At 38.2% G+C, this 26,472-nt stretch carries 26 protein-coding genes and 3 pseudogenes; 9 read left to right on the forward strand and 20 right to left on the reverse strand.

Annotated features, from left to right (window positions below; translation table 11 throughout):
• Nucleotides 1–624 (reverse strand): annotated as a pseudogene (locus BTO22_RS15915) (IS5 family transposase); the annotation flags it as partial.
• Nucleotides 625–719: 95 nt separating this feature from the next.
• On the opposite strand from BTO22_RS15915, the pseudogene BTO22_RS15920 reads away from it, so the two are divergent.
• Nucleotides 720–902 (forward strand): annotated as a pseudogene (locus tag BTO22_RS15920) (IS1595 family transposase); the annotation flags it as partial.
• Between the two features lie 13 nt (nt 903–915).
• Here BTO22_RS15920 and BTO22_RS15925 read toward each other — a convergent pair.
• The gene (locus BTO22_RS15925) at nt 916–1,575 is read right to left on the reverse strand and encodes an HAD family hydrolase (protein ID WP_105056318.1); all 660 of its coding nucleotides are present in this window, start codon (nt 1,573–1,575) and stop codon (nt 916–918) included.
• Nucleotides 1,576–1,738: 163 nt separating this feature from the next.
• Nucleotides 1,739–2,353, reverse strand: coding sequence for a LysE family translocator (locus tag BTO22_RS15930; RefSeq protein ID WP_105056319.1), 615 nt, complete (start codon nt 2,351–2,353; stop codon nt 1,739–1,741).
• Nucleotides 2,354–2,430: 77 nt separating this feature from the next.
• Here BTO22_RS15930 and BTO22_RS15935 point away from each other — a divergent pair, with 77 nt between their 5' ends.
• Nucleotides 2,431–2,955, forward strand: a complete 525-nt coding sequence (locus tag BTO22_RS15935) for an outer membrane beta-barrel protein (protein ID WP_105056320.1) — start codon at nt 2,431–2,433, stop codon at nt 2,953–2,955.
• A gap of 75 nt (nt 2,956–3,030) precedes the next feature.
• Here the strand turns inward: BTO22_RS15935 and fruA are convergent, their stop codons facing one another.
• The 3 genes from fruA to fruB are packed head-to-tail and all read right to left on the reverse strand — an operon-like array spanning nt 3,031 to nt 6,926.
• On the reverse strand, nt 3,031–4,773 hold the full coding sequence (fruA, locus tag BTO22_RS15940) for a PTS fructose transporter subunit IIBC (protein WP_105056321.1): 1,743 nt from the start codon (nt 4,771–4,773) through the stop codon (nt 3,031–3,033).
• A gap of 29 nt (nt 4,774–4,802) precedes the next feature.
• Nucleotides 4,803–5,786: a 1-phosphofructokinase gene (gene pfkB, locus BTO22_RS15945; protein WP_105056322.1), complete on the reverse strand. Its 984-nt coding sequence runs from the start codon at nt 5,784–5,786 to the stop codon at nt 4,803–4,805.
• 3 nt (nt 5,787–5,789) lie between these two features.
• Nucleotides 5,790–6,926, reverse strand: a complete 1,137-nt coding sequence (fruB, locus tag BTO22_RS15950) for a fused PTS fructose transporter subunit IIA/HPr protein (RefSeq protein WP_105056323.1) — start codon at nt 6,924–6,926, stop codon at nt 5,790–5,792.
• A 294-nt stretch (nt 6,927–7,220) separates the two neighbouring features.
• Here fruB and cra point away from each other — a divergent pair, with 294 nt between their 5' ends.
• A complete protein-coding gene (cra, locus tag BTO22_RS15955; protein ID WP_105056324.1) occupies nt 7,221–8,198 on the forward strand; it encodes a catabolite repressor/activator in 978 nt (325 codons plus the stop codon).
• A gap of 38 nt (nt 8,199–8,236) precedes the next feature.
• Here cra and BTO22_RS15960 read toward each other — a convergent pair whose 3' ends face one another.
• The 6 genes from BTO22_RS15960 to BTO22_RS15985 all read right to left on the reverse strand — a co-directional run bounded on the left by BTO22_RS15960 (nt 8,237) and on the right by BTO22_RS15985 (nt 14,804).
• Nucleotides 8,237–8,863, reverse strand: a complete 627-nt coding sequence (locus BTO22_RS15960; RefSeq protein WP_258132635.1) for a DUF2931 family protein — start codon at nt 8,861–8,863, stop codon at nt 8,237–8,239.
• Nucleotides 8,864–8,868: 5 nt separating this feature from the next.
• Nucleotides 8,869–9,486, reverse strand: a complete 618-nt coding sequence (locus BTO22_RS15965; protein WP_181044671.1) for a DUF2931 family protein — start codon at nt 9,484–9,486, stop codon at nt 8,869–8,871.
• Nucleotides 9,483–11,285 carry a T6SS phospholipase effector Tle1-like catalytic domain-containing protein gene (locus BTO22_RS15970; protein WP_181044672.1) on the reverse strand — a complete coding sequence of 601 codons (1,803 nt, stop codon included), beginning with the start codon at nt 11,283–11,285 and terminating at the stop codon, nt 9,483–9,485. Before BTO22_RS15970 ends, BTO22_RS15965 begins: the two co-directional genes overlap by 4 nt.
• A complete protein-coding gene (locus tag BTO22_RS15975) occupies nt 11,282–12,079 on the reverse strand; it encodes a DUF4123 domain-containing protein (protein ID WP_105056325.1) in 798 nt (265 codons plus the stop codon). The genes BTO22_RS15970 and BTO22_RS15975 overlap by 4 nt, the downstream gene beginning before the upstream one ends.
• A gap of 5 nt (nt 12,080–12,084) precedes the next feature.
• Nucleotides 12,085–14,121 carry a type VI secretion system Vgr family protein gene (locus tag BTO22_RS15980; RefSeq protein WP_105056326.1) on the reverse strand — a complete coding sequence of 679 codons (2,037 nt, stop codon included), beginning with the start codon at nt 14,119–14,121 and terminating at the stop codon, nt 12,085–12,087.
• Nucleotides 14,122–14,285: 164 nt separating this feature from the next.
• A complete protein-coding gene (locus tag BTO22_RS15985; RefSeq protein WP_045104268.1) occupies nt 14,286–14,804 on the reverse strand; it encodes an Hcp family type VI secretion system effector in 519 nt (172 codons plus the stop codon).
• Between the two features lie 366 nt (nt 14,805–15,170).
• On the opposite strand from BTO22_RS15985, the gene BTO22_RS15990 reads away from it, so the two are divergent.
• The 4 genes from BTO22_RS15990 to BTO22_RS16005 are packed head-to-tail and all read left to right on the forward strand — an operon-like array spanning nt 15,171 to nt 17,454.
• Nucleotides 15,171–15,905: a DUF1538 domain-containing protein gene (locus BTO22_RS15990; protein WP_105056327.1), complete on the forward strand. Its 735-nt coding sequence runs from the start codon at nt 15,171–15,173 to the stop codon at nt 15,903–15,905.
• A complete protein-coding gene (locus tag BTO22_RS15995) occupies nt 15,902–16,693 on the forward strand; it encodes a DUF1538 domain-containing protein (protein ID WP_105056328.1) in 792 nt (263 codons plus the stop codon). Before BTO22_RS15990 ends, BTO22_RS15995 begins: the two co-directional genes overlap by 4 nt.
• 15 nt (nt 16,694–16,708) lie before the next feature.
• Nucleotides 16,709–17,059, forward strand: coding sequence for a P-II family nitrogen regulator (locus tag BTO22_RS16000; protein WP_105056329.1), 351 nt, complete (start codon nt 16,709–16,711; stop codon nt 17,057–17,059).
• The gene (locus BTO22_RS16005; protein ID WP_060992096.1) at nt 17,056–17,454 is read left to right on the forward strand and encodes a CBS domain-containing protein; all 399 of its coding nucleotides are present in this window, start codon (nt 17,056–17,058) and stop codon (nt 17,452–17,454) included. The genes BTO22_RS16000 and BTO22_RS16005 overlap by 4 nt, the downstream gene beginning before the upstream one ends.
• Before the next feature lie 54 nt (nt 17,455–17,508).
• On the opposite strand, the gene BTO22_RS16010 is transcribed toward BTO22_RS16005, so the two are convergent.
• Entirely contained in the window at nt 17,509–18,636 is a 1,128-nt protein-coding gene (locus BTO22_RS16010) for a DUF3103 domain-containing protein (RefSeq protein ID WP_105056330.1), read from the reverse strand.
• A gap of 174 nt (nt 18,637–18,810) precedes the next feature.
• Between BTO22_RS16010 and BTO22_RS20270 the strand changes: the two are divergent.
• A pseudogene (locus tag BTO22_RS20270) lies at nt 18,811–18,957 on the forward strand (ABC transporter ATP-binding protein); the annotation flags it as partial.
• Nucleotides 18,957–19,424, forward strand: coding sequence for a transcriptional regulator (locus tag BTO22_RS16020; RefSeq protein WP_105056331.1), 468 nt, complete (start codon nt 18,957–18,959; stop codon nt 19,422–19,424). The pseudogene BTO22_RS20270 and the gene BTO22_RS16020, both read left to right, overlap by 1 nt.
• Before the next feature lie 60 nt (nt 19,425–19,484).
• Here the strand turns inward: BTO22_RS16020 and BTO22_RS16025 are convergent, their stop codons facing one another.
• The 7 genes from BTO22_RS16025 to BTO22_RS16060 form a co-directional block, all read right to left on the reverse strand.
• Nucleotides 19,485–21,116, reverse strand: a complete 1,632-nt coding sequence (locus BTO22_RS16025) for a methyl-accepting chemotaxis protein (RefSeq protein WP_105056332.1) — start codon at nt 21,114–21,116, stop codon at nt 19,485–19,487.
• Nucleotides 21,117–21,228: 112 nt separating this feature from the next.
• Nucleotides 21,229–21,519, reverse strand: a complete 291-nt coding sequence (locus BTO22_RS16030; RefSeq protein ID WP_105056333.1) for a hypothetical protein — start codon at nt 21,517–21,519, stop codon at nt 21,229–21,231.
• A 959-nt stretch (nt 21,520–22,478) separates the two neighbouring features.
• Nucleotides 22,479–22,892, reverse strand: coding sequence for a tyrosine-type recombinase/integrase (locus BTO22_RS16040; RefSeq protein WP_258132639.1), 414 nt, complete (start codon nt 22,890–22,892; stop codon nt 22,479–22,481).
• A 63-nt stretch (nt 22,893–22,955) separates the two neighbouring features.
• Nucleotides 22,956–23,840: a metal ABC transporter solute-binding protein, Zn/Mn family gene (locus BTO22_RS16045; RefSeq protein WP_105056335.1), complete on the reverse strand. Its 885-nt coding sequence runs from the start codon at nt 23,838–23,840 to the stop codon at nt 22,956–22,958.
• A gap of 52 nt (nt 23,841–23,892) precedes the next feature.
• Nucleotides 23,893–24,768, reverse strand: a complete 876-nt coding sequence (locus tag BTO22_RS16050) for a metal ABC transporter permease (RefSeq protein WP_105056336.1) — start codon at nt 24,766–24,768, stop codon at nt 23,893–23,895.
• Nucleotides 24,768–25,532 carry a metal ABC transporter ATP-binding protein gene (locus BTO22_RS16055; protein WP_105056337.1) on the reverse strand — a complete coding sequence of 255 codons (765 nt, stop codon included), beginning with the start codon at nt 25,530–25,532 and terminating at the stop codon, nt 24,768–24,770. The genes BTO22_RS16050 and BTO22_RS16055 overlap by 1 nt, the downstream gene beginning before the upstream one ends.
• Nucleotides 25,532–26,455: a metal ABC transporter solute-binding protein, Zn/Mn family gene (locus tag BTO22_RS16060; RefSeq protein WP_105056338.1), complete on the reverse strand. Its 924-nt coding sequence runs from the start codon at nt 26,453–26,455 to the stop codon at nt 25,532–25,534. The genes BTO22_RS16055 and BTO22_RS16060 overlap by 1 nt, the downstream gene beginning before the upstream one ends.
• Nucleotides 26,456–26,472 lie beyond the last annotated feature (17 nt).

Consider the following 26,472-nt stretch of genomic DNA (forward strand, 5'->3'; position numbering starts at 1 on the left):
TTTGGTCTGCAATACTTCATGGCACTTTTTCGTGTCATAAGCACCGTCTGCTGATACGGAATGCACCTTTCTACGAAGTGGGTTCAACAGAGTTGGGAGAGCTTCACTATCACCAACATTGACGAGGCTAACTTCTGCGCTGACAACATCATGGGTATCGACATCAACGGCAAGATGCAGTTTACGCCACGTTCTACGCTTTTCTGCGCCATGCTTTTTCACTTTCCATTCGCCTTCACCAAAGACTTTCAGACCTGTTGAATCAATTGAGATGTGACGAACTGGACCTTTAGATTTGTTCTTATATTTGACCTTAACGGTCTTTGAACGCTTGCTGATACTAGTGTAGTTAGGGGATCGCAAAGGGACGTTCATCAAAGAAAATATAGAATCGATAAAACCTTGAAGCGCCCGTAAAGGGAGAGAGAAAATTCCTTTAATCATCAAAGCTGTTTCAATAGCTGTATCAGGAAATTGAAAGCCTCTACCACGTTTGCCATGGTGTTTTTTGCATTGCCACGCTTTAACGGCTGAGTCGTCAATCCAAAAAGTTACTGAGCCTCATTTGCACAAGGCTTCATTATACTCATTCCAGTTCGTTATCTTCTTCTTCGATTTACCCATAACATCACTATGCTTCTGCTCCATGGGAGCAGATCGCAGGATTGAGGAAAGGTTCAACTTATTTAGTCAACAACGCCGTTATTTACTATAATTGGTATAAAAATTCAATGCATGGGACTTACCATGCAAGAAACATATTCCTCGCTATTTGGGAGAGTTTTGTTTTAAGCTCAATAGACGCTTCAACCTTGAAAAAGTGCTTGTTCAGCTTAATTTACTCAAGTATTCAAACTGCACCGATGCCAGAACGACTGCTTAATCTGGCTAAATCTCGGTGATAATCAAATAGCTTTAAGCGCATTGCATCTTTAAATGTTCAAGTACATTAATCATTGAAGGCTTAATGTCGTGTCCAAGATCTATGACTTCGGCACTAGGCTCAACAAGATCTGGAATTTGATATGTGATCATACTTGCAGCTACCGCAGCACGCGTCCCATTATTAGAATCTTCAAATGCCAAACATACTTCAGGAGCGATCCCCAAACGTTCAGCCGCTAATAAATAAATTTCAGGGTGAGGCTTACTGTTCTCCACCTCACACCCCGTTGCTAACACGTCAAAATAACCATTAAGACCGGCTAATTCTAATTTTTTAATTGCAATATCATTTTGAGTTGATGTCGCGACAGCCATTGGGATCTTATTCACTTTTAACCATTCTAAAAGTTCAATCACACCCTCTTTAACTGGAGTAGCTTGATTTTGTACGATAGAAAAATAACGAACACGCCACGCCTTATTCAATGCAGGATAATCAACCTCTGGACCATAACCTTCACGGAAAAGCTCTTCAATACGCTTAGAGTTACAGCCAATACCAGAAAGATACACGTCTTCGAGAAATGGAACATTCTCAGCTTCACATGCTTGTTTAAAAACAGACATACAAACACGTTCTGTATCTAGAAGTAGTCCATCCATATCGAAAATTGCAGCTTGAAATGTCATGAGAAACCTTATGTATTAATAACAAAAATAATAGAATGCTTTTACGCATACACTGTATGCTCTTGAAACTTATTCGTAATACTAAGTGAAAACAGCCATCAAAAAAAGTGAACACTTATTTTAATCTCACTTCCTCTTTCGAGTCATACTTTAAATGAATAAGTTAAGTATAAAAAATAACTCGTAGTGCTAACAAAATTAAGACCACCCCAGAAAGGCGATCAATCCATTTAGCTTGAGCTCTAAGCTTATCAACAATCTTAGGTGCTGATAATAAACAGCTAATAATGGTATACCACAGGCCATCAATGATAATAGGAGTAACAACTATTATTGCTTTGTCTAATGGAGCGTTACCCACTGCAACAAATTGACTAAACAACGCTAAGAAAAATAATGCAATTTTAGGATTCAAAAGAGAGATAAGTAAGCCTTCTTTTGCGGATTCTAAAATTGACACTTGTTCTCCTGATTCAAGCTTTGCTGCTATTCCTCCAGTAGAACGCAATGCTCCATAGCCTAAATAAGCCAGATACGCAACTCCCAAATAACTGATCGTTTTAAACAAAATCGGGGATTGTTGTAATACAACCGCTAATCCGATCACAGTAACAAACGCATAAATTCCAATACCAATGGAGTGTGTCCATGCGGCAGCAATCCCATTAATTCGTCGACCAGATAACGTGTGCTTTGCAACTGTAGCTAAACTTGGCCCCGGCGACATTGCTCCCAACATTGATACCAATAATAATGAAAACCAAATAGTTAATGTCATTTCTTCTTTAATTCCTCTTTACAACATTGTCTCATTCACAATAAAATCACGCATTAGGTTAAAAAGACGAGTTTATAATGAAAAGGTTACTCCCATTTTTGTTGCTAGGTGCTACAGCATCTGCACAAGCAACAGACACTTTACACCAAATCTATATTCAGCCAAGTTTTGCTAACCTGAAAATTGATGACTCACATGGTAGTGGTTTAATGACCCAAGTCGGTTATAACTATCATTTCGCGCCGATGATAGCGATGGATCTAAGCTATTACATGACTGCATCAATGAATGATATCGCAATTGATAATGATAAAGCATCTGCTACGGGTGCGACTATTGCAGCAAAAATGTATTTTCCTATGTCTTACTACGGCTCCTTCTATGGAAAATTCGGCTTAAACCGCACTAATGTTGAATACCAATATAAAGCGAATAATCAAACACTAAAACAAGAGGCGGTATCAACTAAACCTTATGTTGCTGTAGGTACGGTAATGAAGCTATTCCCTTCTGTTACTTTCAACCTTGAATATCAGTATATGCCATTGGCTTCGGACGATTACATCTCTTCGATTGGTGCTGGCGTAAACTTCATGTTTTAGAACATTCTAAAAACATAAAAAATGGGCACTTCCATACATTTGGAAGCGCCCATTTTGTTTTAAATTACCTGTTTATTATGCAGCTACTGCATCTTTCTCATCCGCTTTGTTTTTCAAGAAAGCGTAAGTAAAACCAGTTACCGCAGTACCCGCTGCAATCGCTACCAAGTACATGAATACTGGCGTAATTGCGTTTGGAATAAGAAGTACGAACAGACCACCGTGTGGAGCAAGTAGTTGAGCACCAAATAGCATCGATAGACCACCCGTTAATGCACCACCCGCCATACAGCTTGGGATAACACGCATTGGGTCTTTCGCTGCAAATGGAATCGCACCTTCAGAGATGAAGCATAGACCAAGAACAAATGACGCTTTACCCGCTTCACGCTCACCGGCTTCAAACTTGTTTTTAGCAAGGAATGTCGCTAAACCCATACCTAGCGCAGGAACCATACCTGCTGCCATGATAGCCGCCATTGGACCATATGTTTGAGAAGCCAGAAGACCAACACCAAATGTGTATGCCGCTTTATTTACTGGACCACCTAAGTCGAAACACATCATACAACCAAGAATAACACCCAGAAGCACTGCGTTAGTTGAACCCATGTTGTTTAAGAACTCAGTCAGCGCAGACATGATGCCTGATACTGGACCACCAACAACATAAATCATTACAAGACCTGTGAACAAACTCGCCACAAACGGAATGATTAGAATTGGTTTAAGTGCTTCCATAGATTGAGGAAGAGATACTTTGTCCGCAATGAATTTTGCAGAGTAACCGGCAATGAAACCTGCCGCTATACCACCAAGGAAACCCGCACCAGTTGAGCTAGCCAACATACCGCCGATTAGACCCGGAGCCAGACCCGGACGGTCAGCAATCGAGAACGCAATAAAACCCGCAAGAACAGGGATCATCAACGCAAATGCCGCGCCACCACCAATATCCATTAATGTTGCTGCGATTGTATCCGGCTCTTTAAACGCTTCGATACCAAAGACAAATGACAGTGCAATTAGCAACCCACCCGCGATAACAACAGGAAGCATGTGTGATACCCCTGTCATAAGGTGTTTGTACATGCCTTTTTTCTCTTCTGTTTGAGAAGATTGTGCCTTACCTGATGATTGGAAAACAGTCGCATCAGAGAAGGCTTTATTCATCTCTTGTTCTGTTTTCTTTAATGCTAAGCCAGTGCTTGTTTTATATAGACGCTTACCATTAAAGCGATCAAGTGCGACTTCAATGTCAGCAGCAATGATAACTAAATCAGCTTCTGCAATTTCTTGGTCTGTTAATTGGTTTTTAGCACCAACAGAGCCACGAGTTTCTACTTTAATAATGTAGCCTTGACGTTTACCTTCTTCTTCTAGCGCTTCAGCTGCCATGAAAGTATGCGCGACCCCCGTTGGACATGCCGTAATCGCTACGATTTTCTTAGGCCCTGTTGCATCTGTCACTATTGCTGTTTCTGGTACAGTGACTTCAGATGCCGTTAGTTCTTTTGCATTGTTTACTGCATTTTCTAGCCAAACTTCCGAGTTAATTGCACATTCAGAAATTGAACCTTGATGTACTTTTTTGCCAACAAAGCGAGACGTATCAACAATCGAATTTGCAGCAATAACAATTGCATCCGCCGTATCAATTGCTTCTTGAGTTAAAACCTCAACTGGCAACACACTTGATTGACATTCAATCGTCGCTTTCCAATTTAGTTTAGTTGCTGCTTGCTCTAATAAACCTGCAGCAATGATGCTGTTTGCTACACCACTTGGGCATGCAGTAACGATAGCTATATTTTTCATAATCTGTCCTTAAACTAAGTCTAAACGCATTACTGCACGTTTGTAGAAATAGGGTTGTGTAGGGTTACTTGTTTTTGTAATTCTTTTACGTCTTCGACATTTGGTACACCAACGCCAACCTGCGATACAGCTAAAGCAGATAAAGCGGTAGCAAAAGATAAGATTTGTGAACGATCCCAATCTTGCTGCATATGACCCCAGCAAAGACCAGCAACTAAAGTATCACCCGCACCAACGGTACTTACTACATTCATTTTTGGTGGTTGCGAATACATCCATTCTGGTTGTACTTCATCATTCTTACCAAGCCACATCACGCCTTTTGAGCCTAATGACACGACGATATTTTCAATGCCTTTTTGTGCAAGATCTTGAGCCGCTTGCTGACACGCTTCTGGCGTTTCTAAATCACGACCTACAAATTCAGATAGCTCTTCATCGTTTGGTTTAATTAACCAAGGGTGAGCCTCTAAACCTGCTGCTAATGCCGCACGGCTGCTATCAAATAGGACTTTTTTACCCATTTGATGCAGCTTTTCAATCCACTCTGCGCACTGCTCTGGAGAAATGCCTTTTGGTAAACTGCCCGCTAATACGAAAAATTCATGTGTTTTTGCTAATTCAAATAAACGAACTTCAAACTCGGCGATAGCCTGCTGTGATACTTCAACTCCTGGGAAGTTGATGTCACTCACTCGACCGTCAGTTTCGACCAACTTCACATTAATACGAGTTGCACCATCAACACGAATAAACTCATCGTTGGCATTCATTTCTTCAAACAATTGACAAAATAGCTCTTCATTATCACGGCCTAAAAAGCCAGTAACCGTAACTTTAGCACCTAAGTCAGACAGTACTTTTGCAACATTAACGCCTTTACCTGCTGCATGAAGTGAGCCTTTACTTACTAAACTTACAGAGCCAACCGATAACGCATCTAAACTGCCTGTTAAATCTAAAGCAGGGTTTAGTGTGATAGTAACTACTTTGCTTTTTTGATTACTGCTCATCAATTAACCCTCACCTAAACCAGAAGCAATTGCAGCACCAATACCAGCAAGCGCTTCTTTTGCATCTGAACCATCTGCTGTAAATTGCAGTTCATGACCGTGTTTAACGCCAAGCGCAATCACTTTCATTAAGCTTTTCGCATTCACCGCTTTTCCGTCACCATTTACGTTTAATACGGTGATTTTTGATTCGTATTTTTTCGCTTCAGCAACAAGCATTGCGCCCGGGCGAGCGTGTAAACCGTGTGTATTTTTAATTTTAAAGGTTGCAGTATTATCCGCATCAGCGCTTAGTACAGCTTCTTCAGTAGACGCCGAGAACATGGCAAGTAACTGCTCAGACGTTGCAGACAAAATTGATTCTTGCTGTTGCTCTGCAACCATTTTCGTAATCGTCGTTAAGAACGCTTGATGAGAAGCATTACAAGAAGCAATAGCAATCAAACCTTTTACAGGCAAACTATTAAACTCACACCCATTTGCTGTTGTTACAATAGACATACCAGAGCGTTTCACTCCTTTGTCAGTACTTACCAACCATAAACCTTTACCTAGATGCGTAGGCTCTTTAGTGACTAACTCTGCAACAAATTGGCTTTCTGCATTACCACTGTTTTTTAGTAAACCACCCGCAACCGCACTCATTTGGATCATATCGCTTGCAGGGAATAATAATTGGATAAGTGATGCATCAAAATCGGCTTCAAACTGCACTTCACCGTTAAGTAATGCAATGATGTCTGCTTCTGTTTTTGCTTGTTTTAGCTTCTCTTCTACGCCATCAGCAGACAACACTTTCGTTAATTGCTTAAGAATACCTAGGTGCTCATCTGATTTAGCCGCAATACCAATGGCAACATAAACCACATTACTATCACCCCAATTAACACCTTGAGGAAAATGATGTACAGCAACACCAGTGTTATTCACTAAATCACGGGTATCCGTTGTGCCGTGTGGAATCGCAATACCGTTACCTAAAAACGTTGAGTTTTGTTGCTCACGATCTAACATTCCTTCTACGTACATCTCTGCAACTAAACCTTTCTCTGTCAGTTGCTTTGCAATCGCTTTGATTGCTGTTGTCTTATCTGTTGCTGCTTGCTGTAACGTAATGTCATTCTTTGTCAATGTCAGCATGGGTCTTAGCCTCTCGCTCTGTATTTGTGATTTATGCTCTGCTAAATCACCATTTTAGCCTTGCTTAAACGCAAGCTTAATCGATTCAGCAAAACAGTTAAAAAAAGTTCAGCAAATGCTTTCTACTCAGTAATATGCTTTATAAAAAGTAAAAACAACGTAAATATCACGTTTTTCAAATTTGCTGAATCCTTTCAGCTTTTATACTGGAACGATTCAGCATATAATTCAACTCATAAACTGATTGGATCTGAATTTATATGATCCGACCCACAGAATTTAAGGATCTTAGCCATGACATTAGATGAAGTAGCCAAACTTGCTGGCGTCTCAAAAACAACTGCAAGCTATGTCATTAATGGTAAAGCGCAGAAATACCGCATCAGTGAAAAGACTCAATTAAAAGTAATGGCGGTTGTTGATGAGCATAACTATCGTCCTGATCACGCTGCTTCTGCATTACGAGCAGGCAGCAGCCGTTCATTTGGATTAATCATTCCAGATCTTGAAAATACCAGTTATGCCAAGCTTGCTAAACTTTTAGAGTTCAACTCTCGTCAAGCGGGTTATCAGATTTTAATTGGTTGTTCGGACGATGATCCTGAAACTGAAAAGAACGTCGCTCATGCCTTAATTAGCCGTCGTATTGATGCACTCTTCGTGGCAAGTTGCTTACCTGATGGCAGTGACTACTATTTAACGATTCAAGAGAAAGGTACTCCGATTATTGCAATTGACCGCTCGTTAGATGATGAACATTTTGGTTGTGTGATCAGTGAGGATTTTGATGCGGCTTACGAGCTAACCAAATCAGTGGTTAATGAAAACGTAAAATCAATTGGCTTAATTGGTGCTTTACCTGAACTGAATATATCTCGTCAGCGTCTGCTGGGATTTGAAGCTAAAGCCAAAGAAAAAGAGTTAGTTAGTATTACAGGTCATGGTGAGCACTTTAACAGCGAATCGGGAAAAGCGGTTTTTGAACAGTGGATAAAAGAAGACACAGTACCAGATGCAATCATCACGACGTCTTATATTCTACTCGAAGGAATTTTGGATGTATTGATTGAGAAGCCAGAGTTAATGGGAACAGTAAAACTTGGCACCTTTGGTGATAATCGCTTGTTAGACTTTTTACCAATTAAGATTAACTCTCTACCACAACAGTTTGAATTAATTGCAGATAGTGCCTTAGCATTGGGGTTGAATGCTTCAGCAAAACGCTATCAAGCAGGGATTGAGTTAATTCCTAGAAAGATTGTTATTCGTTGATCATTAAATTGGCTGTTGCGGCAGCCAGTTTTTCTCACTCACCAAATACCTACTGGAACGCCATGCTCATCAACATAAGCTTGGGCTTCTTCACTTAACTCTGGATACACAAAATCATCAGCTACTTTATACTCTACGGCTTGTACTTTAAATTGAAGCTCGTTATCAAAGCACCCACCATTAAGAAATACAGAAATCATTCCATCTGGAGCTAAGCCTAATAAAATATTATTTTTATATGGAAGTAATAAATCATAATAACCGCAGCGTATATCGTGGTATTCACGCATTTTATTTCGAATATCGTCGGAAATCCTAATTGCTTTATTGTAAGTGACTTTATTCGCTAATGAATGCCAACGAATATAGACTAGTCCAGGTAATTCAGTACTTTGAATTGAATAACCTGAATGATAACGCTCAGCACCATCCCATTTCAAAGGACTCAAAGATTCAGTAGTATAATTACCAACCAAACCAGTCCATCCCCCTTCTTTCCTTTCTCCTGTAATAAGTAATATATCAGTAAGTGCTATATAGTTTTTAGGGGATACAGTTGAAACTGTCCACTCATCTAATTGCTGAGATTTAACTTGATGTTTAGCGGAACAAGCACTAATCAATAAACAAAAAGTAATGAGTAGATACGTTTTAACATTAATCACAATTCTCACCAAATACCAACGGGAACGCCATACTCATCGACATAGGCTTGAGATTCTTTTTTTAACTTAGGATACACAAAATCATCAGCTACTTTATCTTCTACGGCTTGCACTTTAAATTGAAGCTCGTTATCAAAGCATGTCCCATTCAAAAATACTGATATTATCCCATCAGGAGCTAAACCTAATAAGATATTATCTTTATAAGGATATAAACCGTTATTAAAACCGCATCTCATTTCATGAAATTCACGCATTTTATTACGGATATCTTCTGATACTTTGATAGTTTTATTGTATGTTTTTTTATTCGCTAATGAGTGCCAACGAATATAAAAAGAAGCAGGTAGTTTTGTACTACGAATTGTATAACCAGAATGATATCGATCTAACCCTTCCCAAGAGTTTGGATGTTTAGAGAACTTAGTGGATTTTGTAACCATCCCTCTCCATCCACCTTGCTTTTCCTCATCGACAATAAGTAAGATATCGACATATGCTGAATAATATTTTGGAGCCATCGTAGAAATCGTCCATTCATCTAATTGTTTCGATTTTCCAAGCTGACTATCAACACATCCACCTAATAATAGACCAAAAATAATTAATAAAAATTGATTCAAAATGGATACCCTTTTTGTTTTTTATGAGACCAAATTTGCCTTTCACGTTCATCATGTTGATTAACCCTAGGCTTCATTGTGTACATCCCTGTATCTATAGCCCAATGGTCTGAGCAATGAACGTAGTGTTTTAAAACGTAAGATGATAAAGATTCCGAAATTTCTTTGATAATAGCTAAACCTGAAATATTTTTTGAATGACTATAACAATCTTCATAATATGAGTAGAGCTCAGTTAATTTATCATCAACATTTAGAGTATTATTAGAGAGTGGCACTTTATTTTCAATCGCTATTTTATGCATTAAATTAAATGATAGTAGCTGAAGATCTGGCGAAATTTCTCGCGTCATGGATAGTGTTGCTCTAAATCGATAGTGCTTATTAGTGAGTATTGCTTTAACTATATTATTTTGCGAAAAACAACTTGTAGAAACAACATAAGGCAAAAATTCTTGTTTCATCTCTTCTATTTTATATGCTGCTTTATTATTAAATTGCTGTTCCGCATGCCAATCACCTTCACTAATGGTACGCAGATATGGTTTCATAATCATCACACTATCAATCGGATCTTTATATCCACCACCGATATCTGAATGAACGCCAAGTAAGGCGATTTCTTGATGTTCTGGGGCAACTGAATTTAATGAAAAATTATCTCTACACTCATGATGCGCGGTAAAATGCACCACTTTATTGGCAATGTCTTTAGGTAAATATAAATTTATACCATGATTATTTTCATCTGTTGTATCCAATAAATCTTTTATACAGCCAATAGCTGCCACAGTATCGTACAACCCTATAAAATTAATACTTACTTTAGAAGAGCTGTTTAATTGTAATTTTTCATATACCAACCCATCCATTTTTTTATAGATCTCATTAGCAAAATGTCGGGCTGTAGCTGCCCCTCGACTAAAACCAAAAATATCAAAGACAATATTTGATAAATTATGGTTAATTTCATTTTCAATTATCAGAGAAGCTAATTTTTCACACGCTAATTGTGAAATCGAAATAACACCACGATCACCTGTCCCTAATCCCATATCAGGAAAACGCTCATCCTCTTCTAACGCTTTCGTTCCTACCCCTTCCATATATATACTAAATACATTTTTTTGCTCTGAATCATAGGATTCACTTAAACGTCCTATATTCGTTATTGAATTATCATAACTACCGCGGTGTCTTTTCGAAAAGGAAGTTAAGTCTTCGCATACTCCTTGTATCTCATCCGGCACAAAATCGTCGTCTTCACACCGAGCGCCAAAATCAGCATTAAACGAATTGTTACCCGTTCCATCGAAGAAAACACCAAAGCGAATTTCTTGCTTAGTAAAATCTAAAATTTCAATAACGTAGCTTTCATTATGAACAAAACTTAGATTTCCTAGTTTTCCTTTATGGTGTTCTTCAGGGAATTGATAATCAGGTGCTTTACTCCATAAATCACCCAGTGTGACCTGCTGGTATACCTTGTTTACATCACCTTTTAAGCCACCTTTTTCTTCTTTAGAAAAATCAACAACTGGGGAGCTTTCTGATTCAACTCGCTTATCCCTGCCTTCAACAAGATCAATTAACTCTTGAGGCTCCATGCTAACTTTTATTGGGCCACTCGCTATATTCTCAATAAGGTTCGGGCCTGCTTTTAAACTTATGGTTTGAATGGTTCCAACAGCGTCTTCAATGGTGACTTCAATGCCCTCATAAGGTTGATTATTTTCATCTCTGAAATCCAATTCAACCCAATTGGTGACTTTTTCACAGGGAATACAACGATCACTCATATTTCACTTCCTTGTTGAAGGGCATTACTCATTGCTAGCTTCCCTGCTTTTTTAACCGTATTTATTTGCTTATCATCCAGATACCAAGCATCAAAAACAATTTGGTCTTCCCATTGTGTATTTTTAGCAAGCTGAACCATAGAATAAGCTTCTAATTCTTCGTTACTAAGTTGGTAAGATCTACCTTGCTTAAGAAATCCAATTAGCTTCAACTGAATATCAAAATTTAAGTTATAAACTGTTTTCATTAATTCAGGGAAACGCTGCCACGCTAAGCGTTCAACAATCCATGCGTGCCTTTTAAGTGAATACTGAGAATGGTGCTTTTCTATTCTCCACCATGGTTCAAGCTGATGAGTAAGCCTTGGGGCGCTATTCTTAAAGCTAACAGGAATATCATTAGATATAATCTTAATTCGATTTGCCGTCCCAAGAAACGTTGATAATTCTATTTGGCTAAAAGCTGACAGCATCGGCTCTAAAACCATACGATCATAGTAACGAAATAAAACTAATTCACCATCAAGTCCTGCAAACGTTAAACTTTTCCAATGTTGTATATGTGTTTCAATATCATCTGAGAAATAAATATGAAAACCCGACGGTTTCTTAGCAAAATAAGCTAGAAAGTCTTTGGAAGGATAAGGCAATAACCATGGACCAATCTCTTTCTGTGCATCAAACTCAGAATCTAAATACAGAGGATAAGCATCATTTCCACCAAAATGATAAAAGCGTTCAATAACATCCTTATCTTCAAGCGGATTAACAATAAGATAACTTTGCTCACGCATTGCTTTTATCCCTCCCCACAAGACTTAACTGCGATTGCATTGAGCTTTTGAGCATTCTGCATTGAACTTTTTGATGCTTTCATTGGCAGGGCGCCAGCTTTCTCTAACGCCTTCCCCATTGGTAACACAGCTGCTTTTCCTGCATAACCACTGCCACTTCCTGCGCTTCCGCCTGAGTTTAAATTAATGGCAGACCCAATAAGATGAACGCCTGCTGGGTCGATTTTTACTACACTGCCACCGGCTTTAATGGTGATTTCAGTTCCTGCCTCTAACACTATTTTTTGCCCTGATTTTAAGTGCAATTCAGAACCAATCTCTTCTAATCGTTTTTTTCCTACTTTGCTATGAACAGAACCATTAATTTGATGATGAGAATCTCCTTTAATGGTTTCGAATTGGCTTCCATCAACCGTGGTGTTTTTATTGTTTTTTATCTCATTAAACTGATTGTTATGTACTATTTTGTGCTCATCATTAAACACTTCTATCGTTTGGTTGTTCTGTATTTGGCCATCCATGTCTTTGGCTGCATGAATATAAACTTGCTCGGCGTCTTTTTTATCTTCAAAACGTAATTCATTAAAATTCTCTCCACCGAGAGAGCTTGATGTTTTAAAGGTACTGCGTGTCTTGTGTTCAGGCAGGGAGTAAGGGGGTTTATTATTACCATTGTAAAGAGAGCCTGTGATGATTGGTTTATCAGGATCACCATGAATAAAACTAACAATGACTTCGTGGCCTATTCTTGGTAACACAAATTGACCATACTGATTGCCAGCCCACCCTTGTGATGTTCTCAACCAACACGTGGTTTTTTCATTTGCTTGTCCATTTCTATCCCAGTGAAATTGTACTTTTACACGTCCAAATTCATCACAATAAATTTCTTCATTTTCAGGCCCTGTAACAATCGCTGTATCTACATTATGAATAAGAGGTTTAGGCTCTGATTTTATTTTAAAAGGAATGTGCCAAGGCAAACAACGGAAACTAGCATGATATTGAGAATTACCATCAGCAAGCGCTTCAAGCACTTGAGGTTGTTGCCCACTATGAAAAACTTGCGTCAATAACCATGTATTATTCCATTCTGGATTTGGATGTTCTTGAATAGGTTGAAAGTGACCTACCGTTAATTGAGCACAATCACTCTCACCGACCAATTCTATATTGCTATTTCTATGCTGCAAAAGTGATAACTGAGCCTGTTTAATGGCCGTTTCCGATGTCTTTTTATTCGCAGGATAATAATACTGCTCTAGCCCCATTTCTGACGCTTGATTATCTTTCTCTTCTTGCTGAGCCGTACCAACAGGATAACGTTGAGGGGTCTCAAAATGGTAATCTTTTACTGATACTTTACCAACACCTACCCTCTGTTTTTTAATTAATGAGGTAATGGTATTGCCATCTTTTACCATCCCATTGTCAGCAGCCACACAAAGAGGCTGAAGCTCGGTATAGGTTTCAGGACCATCAGAAATAATCAATTTTGACCCTAGTTCGGCATGCTCATAATAAGAAACGAGCCCTTCTTCTGCCATTAGCCTCTGTACAAACCCAAAATCCGATTCCCCATACTGCACACAATAATCACGAGGTTGATGAGTATTAAATAACTCAATCTCAAAATGGTTCGTTAAAATCCCCGCTTGCTTATAAATCTCAGCAATGATGTCAGGGACTGCTTTGTTTTGGAAAATCTGAAAGTTAGTACGGTAATTAAGAAGGGAAAAAATAGGGATAAGATTTAATTTATAAGTACTGTAACGAAATGACGAGCCTAATTGTTCTATAGACTCAATAATACCATGTACATATCTAGGAGCTAATGCAGGATCATTCTTATGATATAGAGTTAAGCAAACCGGTAATTGAAGCCACTCCCCTAAAGGTAATGCCGGATCTTCACATACAAAAGTAACGTCAAATTCATACCCATCACCCAGCGTCTCCTGTCCGGAAAACGCATAGACTTGTAAAGGCATATCTATCGTGGCGACATTAATTTCAAACTGAGCTTGGTTTGCATCCTGCATAATGATTCTTCCTGAAACACAAATGTATATTTAACTCATATAACAATGACATATTATTAATCAGCTAGTTACGTGAAAATTGGTAAACTAAAACGCAAAAAGGGAGAGCCATCATAAACAGCTAGGGTTGTTTATGATAATGACTCTCCCGAAAATGCGAGTGGCTACGCTTTCATTGCTGTACGCCAATCATCATTACCAGATGTACCTGCAACTTCATGTGTCCAATCAATAGCACGGTATGTCATGAATACGTCTTCTAAGTGTGTGAAGTGTGCTTGTGCAGGATCTTGACAGTTTGGCATTGATGCTGTGATATCAACGATAATCGCATCATGAAGAACTGTCGTGAAATAATGCTCTTGAGTACCCGTCGCTGAAGTGCGGTACCATTTGATTTCAACTTTTGGTAATTTTTCACCAGACGTTAATGCGTTATACATTAGCGGTGATGCTTTATCGAATACCTTAGTGATACGTACTGGCTTATGTACACGTTGACCTGTAGGTTGGCCAGATTGTGGATCGCGAGGCAATAACACTTGGTGTTCAAAACCTTGAACTAACACTTCATCTTCATGGCCTTCTTGGTAAATGTTACCTACAGAATCTTCAGTAAAAGTACCTGCAGTGATCAGTCCTTGTTTTTCGCCTTCGATACGCATATAAGCTGGGGTTGGCATACTATCTTCCTTTTAAATAAAATTAATAAATGTTCCCCCTCCCTATTGCTAAAGGTGTGCCAATTTTAATAACATTAAAAATCAATGAGTTGATAGAATAATAAATATATACGTAATAATTTTCGTTTGAAAAGCAATCAAAGAAGAACAAATTTGAATCAAACTAAAAAACATGCCAGATTAATTAGTATTAAATACCAAATACATTATTTTAGAACTGTTTCGCAAATACTCTCCCTACAATGCCAAGTTAACATTTCGAAACATTCTCTGCAAAAATAAACAAAAACCCACCTTTAATCACACTCTCATTTTAATTGGCACAGTATAAAGAATATACAGATGCGAACTTAAAAAGGAGAATAAGTGAACGCCATTAAAGCAATGTTAAGTGCCATGCTTGGAAGTTTTCGCGATCTCCTGCCTATTATTCTTGTTATCGCTTTCTTTCAATTGGCCGTACTACAAGAGCCCTTACCAAACCTTGGTTCTATCCTTTTTGGTTTGCTACTTGTGGTATTGGGTTTGACCTTTTTTATCTTTGGTTTAGAGATGGGGTTATTCCCTATTGGCGAATCGATGGCACAAGCATTTGCCAGAAAAGGTAGCGTGGCTTGGTTATTACTTTTCTCTTTTTGTCTTGGATTTGGTACCACCATAGCAGAGCCCGCCCTTACTGCGGTCGCTGCCGAGGCTGCTGAAGTCGCCGCAGAAGGAGGAATGATCCCACATACTGAAAACGATATGGATGATTATACCAATGGGCTTCGACTCACCGTTGCTCTGTCCGTTGGTTTTTCTATCGTGCTCGGGGTGTTACGAATTTTAAAAGGTTGGCCAATTCATATCATGATCATCGGTGGTTATATTACCGTGGTCGCTCTTACGTGGTTCGCGCCAGAAAATATAATTGGCATTGCCTATGACTCTGGCGGCGTAACAACATCCACAATTACAGTTCCCTTAGTTACCGCTCTTGGTGTCGGCCTTGCTTCTACCATTAAAGGGCGAAATCCCATGCTTGATGGTTTTGGTCTTATCGCTTTTGCTTCGTTACTACCTATGATTTTTGTCATGATCTATGGGATGGTATTAGCATGAACAGTTTAACTCTATTTCTTGAAACCTTCTTATCAACCATTCGCGATGTATTACCGATTGTCGTTATTATTTTTGGCTTCCAATTTGCGGTACTAAAAAAACCAATAGCCAATTTACCTAAAGTCATTCTTGGCTTCTTTTACGTAATATTAGGGCTATCTCTATTTTTAATGGGATTAGAACTCGCACTCTTCCCGTTAGGTGAATCTATGGCTGCACAATTAACCGCGCCTGACTTTATCTATGACGGTAAAGATCTATTAAGCCAAACCTTTGATTGGGTCGATTACTATTGGGTTTATATTTTCGCTGCAACGATCGGATTTAGTACTACCATTGCAGAACCATCACTCATTGCCGTTGCTATAAAAGCCAATGCGGTTTCTGGAGGAAGTATTAGCGTTAATGGATTACGTATTGCTGTTGCTTTGGGTGTCGCCTTTGGTATTTCTCTTGGTAGTTATCGAATTATTGTCGGTGATCCTATCCACTATTACATCATGGTCGGCTACGTCATTGTGGTGATTCAAACCTTTTATGCACCAAAAATGATTATTCCACTTGCGTACGATTCTGGCGGCGTAACCACATCAACCGTTACAGTACCTTTAGTCACCGCTCTGGGATTGGGGCTTGCCTCAACTATCCCCGGACGAAATCCCATGATTGATGGCTTTGGATTAATTGCCTTTGCCAGTTTATTTCCCATTATTTCCGTTATGACTTACGCACAAATCAGTGCTTATAAAGCCAAAACAAAATTTAGATCTCAAGAAAATACGAATTAATTTAGGAGAAAGCCTATGCGCTTTAAATTATTACTCGCTTTTGTAGAAGAAGCCAAAACAGATGCGGTTCTCGACGCTGCGCGTAATGCTGGAGCGACTGGTGCAACCGTGATTAATCATGCTCGCGGAGAAGGCCTCAATAAGAAAAAGACTTTCTTTGGTCTAACACTCGAAGTCCAAAAAGATGTTTTATTATTCGTGGTTGAAGAACACCTTGCTCGCTCTATTTTAGAGACCATCAATGATGTCGGAGAGTTTGATACTGAATCCGGCCAAGGAATTGCGATTCAAATTGATATTGAAGATGCCGTTGGCGTTGCTCACCAAGTCGAGACATTAACCAAGGTCGTTGAGGAAAAGTTATGAATAAAGTAAAAGTAGAAAATGTTATGTCCAACACCTATGTCATGGTTGATGGCTTAATGACGGTTGCTGAGGGAATTCAACTAGCAAAACAAAAACAGGTTAAAGCACTTATCGTAAAGAAACGTCACGATGATGATGAATATGGCATTGTTCTGATGAATGACATTGCCAAAAAAGTACTAGCTCAAAACCGTCCAACAGATCGTACTAATATCTATGAAATCATGACAAAACCAGCCCTTTCTGTCTCTCCTGATATGAACGTAAAGTACTGCGCTCGTCTGTTTGAGCGTTTTGGAATTAGTCGCGCGCCTGTTATTAAACATGGTGAAATAGTAGGGATGGTAAGTTACAACAATATTGTATTAAATGGCATGGCAGATCTTAGTCATTAAAAAAAAGTGACTTAAAAACATGAGCCTTTAAGTCACTGTTATTATAATAAATTACTATTCTTTTTTTTGAATAATTAACGGTGCAAAATCCGCTGTGGCGTTGTTCCCTGCACCTGAATGGTCTGTGTATTCTGTATCTTTCATTATGGTATAGAACACATCAACAAAATCATCATCATTAATGAACAAATCATCAGGAAGCAAAGCAATGATTGCACTTGTCATTTGAGGGATAATTAAATAAGCCTGCGCTTCTTTATCTGGAATAGTCGCTAAAAAGTCACTTGCTGCTTTTAGAATAGTTTGAGCTAATTCTTTGTAATCCGTTTTATCATCTTGTTCCATCAAGATAATATCCGCCGCACCCCAACGATAACGCTGCCAAAAAATCATGATTTGATTTGCAGGGTAAGATTGCTCGGCGTAATCAAGATACGGCATTTCAATCAGATCAATCGTTGGTTCATCACGATCAGGACTGACACCAGAAACAATCGCATACACTTCTGCTTTACCAGAGATCCATGGTTCATGATCATCCTTTAGCTGAATTTTTTTCAATATAGTCGTATTGATTTCCGTTGGCTCTGCTGGTGCACTTTGCATCATAGAGTAACGAGCGATTTTTTGTGCTTTCGGCTGTTCTTGTAATGCTTTTAACTCATCACGCATTAACGCCAAACCAGCTTTCAGTTCTTCGCGGTTATTGGTATCAACCACTAAAACAGGACGCTCTGGAATATCATAAATATCTAGGTAATGGACGTTGCCATCAACATCAAATGCTTCAATGTATTGCCATTCACTTTCTGCCCCTTCAGGTTCAAAAGCGAATAATGGACTTTGCCCCGCCTGCCAACGAGCAAGCATGCTTGGGTCAGCAAGACGCAATTCCAACAATTCGTCAGTATATTGCTGTAACCCGCGAGATTCGATCTCAGTATCATTAGCCGCACTCATTGCTGCCATAAAAGTTCGAGCTTGAGGTTTAGGTTGAGTAGGTAAATCAGACAAAGAGGCACTTAATTGATACTGATTAATCGTACCTTTTAAACTCTTCTCTAACTGTGGAAAAGCACGACTCAGCTCTTGAGCTAAGTCACGTTTAGACACTTCATCTTGCGCATTCGCTGAAACAGGAGTCATCAAACAAAGTACGAGTAGCGCTGTTAATTTGTTCATACAGCATTCCTTTTTATAATTATTGTATTTATTTACATCCGTTTACATTTGTCCTTCAAGCCTACTGTAACAAAACCACGTAAAAATTAAAGTCAATACTCTAAAATAAATACTTAATGCAATATCTCACTATTGAAACAGATAAATATCAGGGGGGATTTCACCAAAAAGTGAAATTTACCTTTTGGCAATTTGGTCGAAAATGAACCAAACTATTTTATAGACGCTGATGAAATACGAAAACGCAGCAGTATTGTAATAGAAGGGTGTAAGCAGGTTGGCGACAACCATTTCGTTAAACATTGGGATGAGGCAGCATAATGACATTAGATACTTGGTTAATCTCGATTTCTAATTGGTATGAAGCAAAGCAATATGACCAAATAGAAACGCTTGAAATACTCTTATACTCTGCGCCTAATTCGGTGTGGGGGCCAACATTGACTGACGAGCAAAGTAAAGCAATAGCCTGTTGGTTAGATGGCAGTTTAAGAGTATTTGAACACACCAAGTATCATGACAAAAAGAAAGCATACCAAATGTTGCAATACGCCAGTGCAAAGTTAGAAGTGGCCGCCTTTAACTCTGCAACGGATATTGATATTAAAGATTGGTGCTTAAAACGATTACAACACCTCACGGTACTCAGCTTGGAGTTTTGTAATCAACAACAAGATCAATCCACATGGAATAAGAAAGCTCATTCACTCATTGAAATGCACGTTAAATTAATGGTGAGCCTTTCTTGGAATGAAAGTAGCGCACCAAATTTAATATCCCCTCATTAATACCTTATACAAAGACAATAAAAAAGCAGCAGATTAACCCCTGCTGCTTTTCGTTTTTATTTAACTCACCTTAAAGAAAGACAACTCTTCGCTTTGTTTTACAGCCAATAGCGCTAATTCTTTCGCAGCTTGTTGTGTCTGATTCACTGCCGCTACATTCTCATTTACTAAGTCGAATGTTCTCGTGGTATTTTTAGCGATATCTTCCGTCACATTGTATTGCTCTTGTGAAGCCGTAGCCACTAAGGTATTTATATCTGAGATGGCTTGAACAGATTGAGCAATATCATCAAAAGAAACTTTCACATTATGAGATAATGCCACTGACTCTTGAATAGAATTAACATTTGCTACCATATTGTCATTTGCTTTTTCTGATTGCGCTTGCAGTGTAGAAATAATGCCTTGAATATTTTTAGTCGACTCTTGAGTTTTACCCGCTAAGTTCCGCACTTCATCGGCTACCACCGCAAAACCACGACCTTGTTCCCCAGCACGAGCTGCTTCAATCGCTGCATTCAAAGCCAGTAAGTTAGTTTGCTCAGAAATAGAACTAATCACATTTGTTACTTCTCCAATATCAATCGCGCTATTTTTTAGCTCTTCGATCATATAAGCCGTTTCTTGAACCGATTCATTAATGTTTTGAGTTAATAAAATAGATTGCTCTAGCGCTTTATTTCCTTCAGTTACATTATCAATTGCCTTTCTTGTTTCATCTTCAGCTTGAACCGCATTCGATGATACCTCTTTTGAAGTACTTGATAATTCACTAATCGCCGTCGATATTTCTTCTACTTGAGCTAATTCACTTTGAGTATTTTTAGCGGTATTTTGCATAACAGCAGTCAACTCTTCAGAAGAAGAACTCGTATTATCCGCTGAAATAGTGAGTTCATTAATAAGATTTGATAGCCTTCCAATCGATTTATTGAATTCTTGTTTAATTTTAAAAAATTCATTTCTAGATGGAACAATAGGCAACGGTTTTAAAACACCATCCGCCAATAAAGCAATAGCCGACGACATTTCATTAACGTTCTTATTGATAATATTATTTATAATAAAGAATAAAACGGCAGAAAAAAAACAACCTATAAACGTTAAGATTAATGTAATTGAAATTAATCCACTTAATGATTCATCCAACAACTCCGTTCTTTGAGCAAGGAATTTTTTTTCTTCAGCAGAAATTTTATCAAATACGATTCTAATTTCATTAACATATTTTTCTCCATCTGCTTTATCTATAAACTCTAGAGCTTCACTTAAACTTTTAGTATTCCGAATTTCTATCCCTTGATCTATAACGTTTTCTTTCCAATTTGAATAAGTTTTTATAAGTGCATTTAATCTATTCGTTTGATCTGTCGTAGAATTATTAGAAAAAAAGGTGGACAACCTCTCAAGATCTGAATTAATCGAACTTACTCCTATCTCATAAGGCATTAGTGATGATTTTTCATTAGTTAACATATACCCCCTGAAACCGGTTTCTATGTTAATCACTTGCTCTAAAGAATGCTGAACCAGTCCCATAATCGTGTATGTTTTTTCTACTGCGTCGCTGTTCTTTTTAATCTCTTCATTTGAATTATCTACAGAAACATAAATAGACATAAATGAAATGAATGTCACAAAGAAAGCAATAATCATGAGTAGTTTAGTTGGTAAATTTGCTAGCTTATTCATTTTAACCTTATAATATATATTTTATAATTTGATGCGTCATCACGTTCTCCTAACAAACAATTAAGACTGCACATCACTTTTTTATTTAATGTAAACATAAAGAAAATCGAACTTAATCGGTTAATAATCGAATGAAAAAACAGAATAAAACCATAAAAAAAATAGCCATATAATATTGATTTGATTTTTTATTAAACCCATTATTTTTCTCTTTCCTCTGAGGTATTGCTCTTAATAGAAGATCATGACCATGACTTCTTTTAAGGTTGTGTTTCATCCACCCCATATCTTCTTCACAAACTTCAAACGTGCAATAAACATCACAGCCACTGACTAAATTATTAGTACATAAATCTAAAAATGATGTTTCAGAATTAGCGACTAATATGTGTTTATTGCTCATTATATATATTCCTTAATTAACTAAAAATCCATAGAAAAATTAAAATTATAAAGACTAACCTCTATTTCTTTTTTGCAATCGCGATCAAACTCCAGAACCAATCCCCTTCTATTATACAGGCAGCGATTTACATTCACGAAAATAATGACAGTTTCGATTTCTTCACCACTAAAACATAAAATTATACCTTAAATAAATAATTTTAATTGTGAATGTGGCTGCTTTCGATATATCTATAGGTTATTTTTTAAAAAGCACATTAATGAATTAGCTGTATCTAATTTATCAAAAGTACCGTTATGTTTAATACTTCTATTCCAATTGCTCATCTTTAGCGATTTTTCCATTTTCAAATATGAATACAGAGTAAGATTTTTTTTAGATTGAATAATGCTATTCATATTTACGTGATCCATTTCTATGGGATCAAATGAGTTATCAGTTCGATAACCAGATTGATATACAGAATAACTATCGATTATTGACTCTAGAGATAAGTAGCCAAAAACATTGACCGCCTTATGAAATCGGCCGTAAACCCTTTTTCTCAACATGTCCATAATTAGAATTCATCGTAATATCATGAATAAACACACAATTCCAAGACGTAACAGTACACCTCAAAATAAACTACTTTAATTTAAGGAAATATGAAGCCGTATATTAATAAAATCCTACTTAACAAATGTAAGAAACTGTTCATTCCACATATTATCTATTAAATATCAATTAGTTACGGCTAAGTTGTTTCGGTGTATTAACGTTATCTTTTATACTAAACTATTTCATCCTATCTTTGCAAACCACTGCCTATCTTACTTTCTTATCTTTATCTAACAATCTCTTACATCTGTTAAATAAAGCCGTGTTTAAAATACACATGCATACATTTTTAATATGAAATACATTTGACTCATTATAAATAGTTAATATTAAGGTCATTATTTGTGGTCTAGTTATCATATGCGAGTTTTTCTCGATAAATAGACAATTAATTTTTTTTGAGCCAACTCAGTCTTATCTTTGAATAAACCTATATAGCGTAAACTCATGCTTTCAGATTGATGTCCAATAACGGTCATCAACAATCCAATATCTTTACCCGTAGCAAAATACAAATGTCGAGCGAAGCTCTTCCTTAATGTATGACACCCTACCTTTACATCAACACCAATCTCTTTCAATATCGCGGCCAATTTAGAAAAAACATACCAACAAGCTTGTCGAGTCAACAGTCCCTCCCCTCCTTTTGCACGATTACTTGAGAGCGTCTGACGATTAAAGATATAGTCATTAGCTAGCTCTTTATACTCTTGTTTTCGTTGTTTAAGAGTTATTAGAATAAATTCACTTAAATAGAAAGTTCGTGTCACTGGTGAAGCAGAGTCTATTGCGTGCTTTTCTGTTTAGAGTAAACTCGCCAAATTTAGATCAGGCTATAACGCTAATTGCCATCTCTGTAATGGCGCTTTACTGTTTATTCCTGCTCTGCCCCAACGATCAACCGCATCAACAACCAATACGCGATCCATAGGCAGCAATGCTTGCATCTGTTTGTTTGGCTTTTGAGTTGTGATAATCCAAACTGACTCATCTTCTTCAATTAATTCTTTCAACTGTGCTTTATCATCTTCTGTCCATTCAAGAGCAGGCTTTGTTAAGCGATCAACCACAAACAATTGATTACCAGAGGCAAAGTCTTCTAACTGCTCAGACAACAAAATAACTGAATCGATATCATTATCTAAAATCACTTTTTGTTGTTGATTAATTAATTGACGTACCGACAGCATAAATTGCTCTTGGTTTTTTTGGATCTGCTCTGATTTATCAGGCCAGATACGTTGAAAGTCATCACTAACAATCGCTACCATTCGGATTAAATTTGTTGGGTTTAACCATGCGTATTTTGAACTCGATCCATCAGATAAACGTAATGCTGCCACACCTTGTGCGCGAGGAGTGATTGCTTGAGAGGCATCAACCTCAATAATCTGAATATTGCTGTATCTTGCGTTCACATACAGAGGATCATCAGCCCATACCGCACCAATCGTCACAACTGCTTGGGCTGTTTTTGCTGAATCTTGAACGGCTTTAGACCCCTTGTTGGCAAACCAATTGGGTAAACGTTCAATTCCATAACGGTTTGGTGGTAAATATTTTGTCGTTAATGAAGTCTCTTTTAATAGCTCGCTTGATAGCATATACGTCACAGGCGTTGCGGTTAATACATCGGCTGCCATTGCTGCTTTCATATTAAATAGCGAAGCTACACATACACTAGCAATCACTATCCATTTCATTGAATTCTGTTTCATTTCTGATCCTATCTATACCTATGTTCTTCGATTATTATTGAGTTCTATTCTGTTAATTCTTACGAATAATTCGGTAGCTCGTCGCAAGTAAAAAGAAGAAAGCTGAAACGATAATAATCGCTGCTCCAGAAGGCACTGGCATTTCTAATTCCATCGGTAATACGGTGCCAATCAAGCACGATATTGTCGCTAATAACGCAGACATTAAGACAAAACTGCCCATGTTCTTAGTTAACAGTCGAGCTGTCGCACCAGGTATGAGTAATAACGCGCCAACTAAAACCGCACCGACAATTTTTACCGATGCAATCGTCACAAGAGTAATCATCATCACAAACAGGTAGTCATAAAAATTGGTTTTGTAGCCACGAACTCTGGCAATATCAGGGCTGATACAGGTTAATAAAATACGATTAAACGTCGGAATTAATACCACCACTATCAATAAACAACTGCCCGCTAAAATCGCAATATCTTGATCCGTCACCGTTAGGATGGAACCAAACAATACGTTCTCTAGCATGTGAATATTAATTTTACGTGCTACGTACATCAGTAATGCAGCCCCCACAGCCAATGCTAAGGCAAGGAACACCCCAACTAACGTATCGTAAGGCACATTGGTTCGGTTTCTCACAAAATGCAGTAACAAAGCAAAGATCATACAGAAACTAAATAAGCCGATAATTGGATTCTCTGCGGGCTCTCCCAATAACACGCCTAACGCGATACCTGTTAAGGCGGCGTGACCAACGGCTTCAGAGAAAAAGGCCAAACGCTTTGCAATCACTAACGTCCCCAACCCACCTAACAATGGTCCTAAAAGGACCGCAGCAACAATTGCATTAACCATAAAGGCATACGAAAAACTGTCACTTAAGAAGCCTTGCTCGACGCCATATAACGCCCACTGACGAAACAGTTCCATTATGCAGCCTCTCCATTATTAGTTTTTGATGCATCATACTGAGCACTTGCACCCGTATAATGATTGAATAATCGCTCAATTTTCTCAGGTTTTAATACTTCTGAATAACAACCAGAATCAACCAAATTACGATTAATAACATGCACATGTGCTTTAAGGCGACGAACAGCGGTGACATCATGATGAACAGCTAATACGGTTTTACCTTGCGCGATAAATTCATGCATTAAGGATTCAAGATAGCGAACCCCGTGTTCATCCATTCCTGTGGTTGGTTCATCAAGAACAAGTAGATCAGGATTATCCAATAACGCTTGTGCGAATAACACGCGTTGTTGCTCGCCACCAGAAAGTTGACCCATGCGGCGATCGGCACGATTAGACATGCCAACACGCTCTAACTGTGCCATTGCAAATGCTTCTTGGCTGCTTTTCTTGCGCCATAGCGCACTTAAAAATAGAGGCACTCGCGTTTGATTCAATAAAATGAAATCTTTCACCGTTAGTGGCAAACTAGATTCAAAGACTGCTTTTTGTGGTACATAGCCAATCACGCCTTTCTGCTCTGGCCACTCAATATTAATTTCACCTTGAAACGCGGTTAATCCTAAAATTGAACGCAATAACGAGGTTTTACCACCGCCATTAGGCCCCATAATCACATGGCATTGACCGGCTTCAAGACGTTGGTTAACCCCTTCTAGAATGGTATTTTCACCATAAGAGAGCCCAACATTGGTTAAGGAAATTGCTGGTCCTGACATTATTTAGCATCCTTATCTGCAACGAATTTCATGGCTTCGATTAGAGTGTCTAAATTTGATTTCATCTCGATTTCAACTTTATTGTCTTCATAAGGGCCATGCGTCATGTGAGAAAAACGATACAGCTGAACGCCTGTTGCCTCTTCAATCGTATCGACAAAACGGTTTGGCATGTTCAATTCATAAAATAAAACATCAATGTCGGATTCACGGATCTTTTCAATCGTGCCTTGCAGTTGGCTCGCACTTGGCTCTACGCCGTGAGCGGGTTCAATGACTGCTGCCACATCCACACCAAACTCTTGAAGAATGTAACCATACGCATTGTGCGTAGTTGCGACCTTCATGCCCGCCGTATCTAATTCACCCAGAGAGAGCATTGCATCACGCTTCATTAATCGGAATTTTTTCGCGTATTTACGTGCATTTTTACGGTAGAACGAGGCATTTTCAGGATCAATTCGAGATAACTCATTGGCAATGGTGTAAACCTTTTGAATTGTTGTAGATAAACCAACAAATGTGTGTGGGTTCACCGCACCTTTACCGACCGATTGCCCCATCGCGGGTAACAAAGGAACGTCTTTATTGGCTTCTAATACCATTAATTCGCTGTTGTTTGCCGCCGAAATTACTTTTAACGCAAAATCATCGTGTCCAATGCCATTAACAACAATTACATCCATTTTATTTAAACGTTTTAAATCGTTTGGTTGGGGTAAGTAATTGTGTGGATTAAACCCTGCATCAACCAAAGGAAGAATTTCTGCTTTATCTCCCACAACCGCTTTTACATAGCTGTAATAAGGCTGTAAGGTAATACCAATCACCAAAGGTTTTGTTGCCGACATCGCCGACGAAGAAAACAAAGAGAGTAAGCTAAGCAGAACAAAAGAACGTACGTATAAAATAGATTTCATCATTATTATTTATCTTTTAT

The organism is Aliivibrio sifiae, assembly GCF_002954705.1.
Classification (GTDB): domain Bacteria; phylum Pseudomonadota; class Gammaproteobacteria; order Enterobacterales; family Vibrionaceae; genus Aliivibrio; species Aliivibrio sifiae_A.

Excerpts from the sequence above, each read along its gene's own strand:
- BTO22_RS15925 (WP_105056318.1), bottom strand. The coding sequence starts at position 1,575 with ATGACATTTCAAGCTGCAATTTTCGATATGGATGGACTACTTCTAGAT.
- BTO22_RS15930 (WP_105056319.1), bottom strand. The coding sequence starts at position 2,353 with ATGACATTAACTATTTGGTTTTCATTATTATTGGTATCAATGTTGGGA.
- BTO22_RS15935 (WP_105056320.1), top strand. The coding sequence starts at position 2,431 with ATGAAAAGGTTACTCCCATTTTTGTTGCTAGGTGCTACAGCATCTGCA.
- fruA (WP_105056321.1), bottom strand. The coding sequence starts at position 4,773 with ATGAAAAATATAGCTATCGTTACTGCATGCCCAAGTGGTGTAGCAAAC.
- pfkB (WP_105056322.1), bottom strand. The coding sequence starts at position 5,786 with ATGAGCAGTAATCAAAAAAGCAAAGTAGTTACTATCACACTAAACCCT.
- fruB (WP_105056323.1), bottom strand. The coding sequence starts at position 6,926 with ATGCTGACATTGACAAAGAATGACATTACGTTACAGCAAGCAGCAACA.
- cra (WP_105056324.1), top strand. The coding sequence starts at position 7,221 with ATGACATTAGATGAAGTAGCCAAACTTGCTGGCGTCTCAAAAACAACT.
- BTO22_RS15970 (WP_181044672.1), bottom strand. The coding sequence starts at position 11,285 with ATGAGTGATCGTTGTATTCCCTGTGAAAAAGTCACCAATTGGGTTGAA.
- BTO22_RS15975 (WP_105056325.1), bottom strand. The coding sequence starts at position 12,079 with ATGCGTGAGCAAAGTTATCTTATTGTTAATCCGCTTGAAGATAAGGAT.
- BTO22_RS15980 (WP_105056326.1), bottom strand. The coding sequence starts at position 14,121 with ATGCAGGATGCAAACCAAGCTCAGTTTGAAATTAATGTCGCCACGATA.
- BTO22_RS15985 (WP_045104268.1), bottom strand. The coding sequence starts at position 14,804 with ATGCCAACCCCAGCTTATATGCGTATCGAAGGCGAAAAACAAGGACTG.
- BTO22_RS15995 (WP_105056328.1), top strand. The coding sequence starts at position 15,902 with ATGAACAGTTTAACTCTATTTCTTGAAACCTTCTTATCAACCATTCGC.
- BTO22_RS16000 (WP_105056329.1), top strand. The coding sequence starts at position 16,709 with ATGCGCTTTAAATTATTACTCGCTTTTGTAGAAGAAGCCAAAACAGAT.
- BTO22_RS16005 (WP_060992096.1), top strand. The coding sequence starts at position 17,056 with ATGAATAAAGTAAAAGTAGAAAATGTTATGTCCAACACCTATGTCATG.
- BTO22_RS16010 (WP_105056330.1), bottom strand. The coding sequence starts at position 18,636 with ATGAACAAATTAACAGCGCTACTCGTACTTTGTTTGATGACTCCTGTT.
- BTO22_RS16020 (WP_105056331.1), top strand. The coding sequence starts at position 18,957 with ATGACATTAGATACTTGGTTAATCTCGATTTCTAATTGGTATGAAGCA.
- BTO22_RS16025 (WP_105056332.1), bottom strand. The coding sequence starts at position 21,116 with ATGAATAAGCTAGCAAATTTACCAACTAAACTACTCATGATTATTGCT.
- BTO22_RS16030 (WP_105056333.1), bottom strand. The coding sequence starts at position 21,519 with ATGAGCAATAAACACATATTAGTCGCTAATTCTGAAACATCATTTTTA.
- BTO22_RS16045 (WP_105056335.1), bottom strand. The coding sequence starts at position 23,840 with ATGAAACAGAATTCAATGAAATGGATAGTGATTGCTAGTGTATGTGTA.
- BTO22_RS16050 (WP_105056336.1), bottom strand. The coding sequence starts at position 24,768 with ATGGAACTGTTTCGTCAGTGGGCGTTATATGGCGTCGAGCAAGGCTTC.
- BTO22_RS16055 (WP_105056337.1), bottom strand. The coding sequence starts at position 25,532 with ATGTCAGGACCAGCAATTTCCTTAACCAATGTTGGGCTCTCTTATGGT.
- BTO22_RS16060 (WP_105056338.1), bottom strand. The coding sequence starts at position 26,455 with ATGATGAAATCTATTTTATACGTACGTTCTTTTGTTCTGCTTAGCTTA.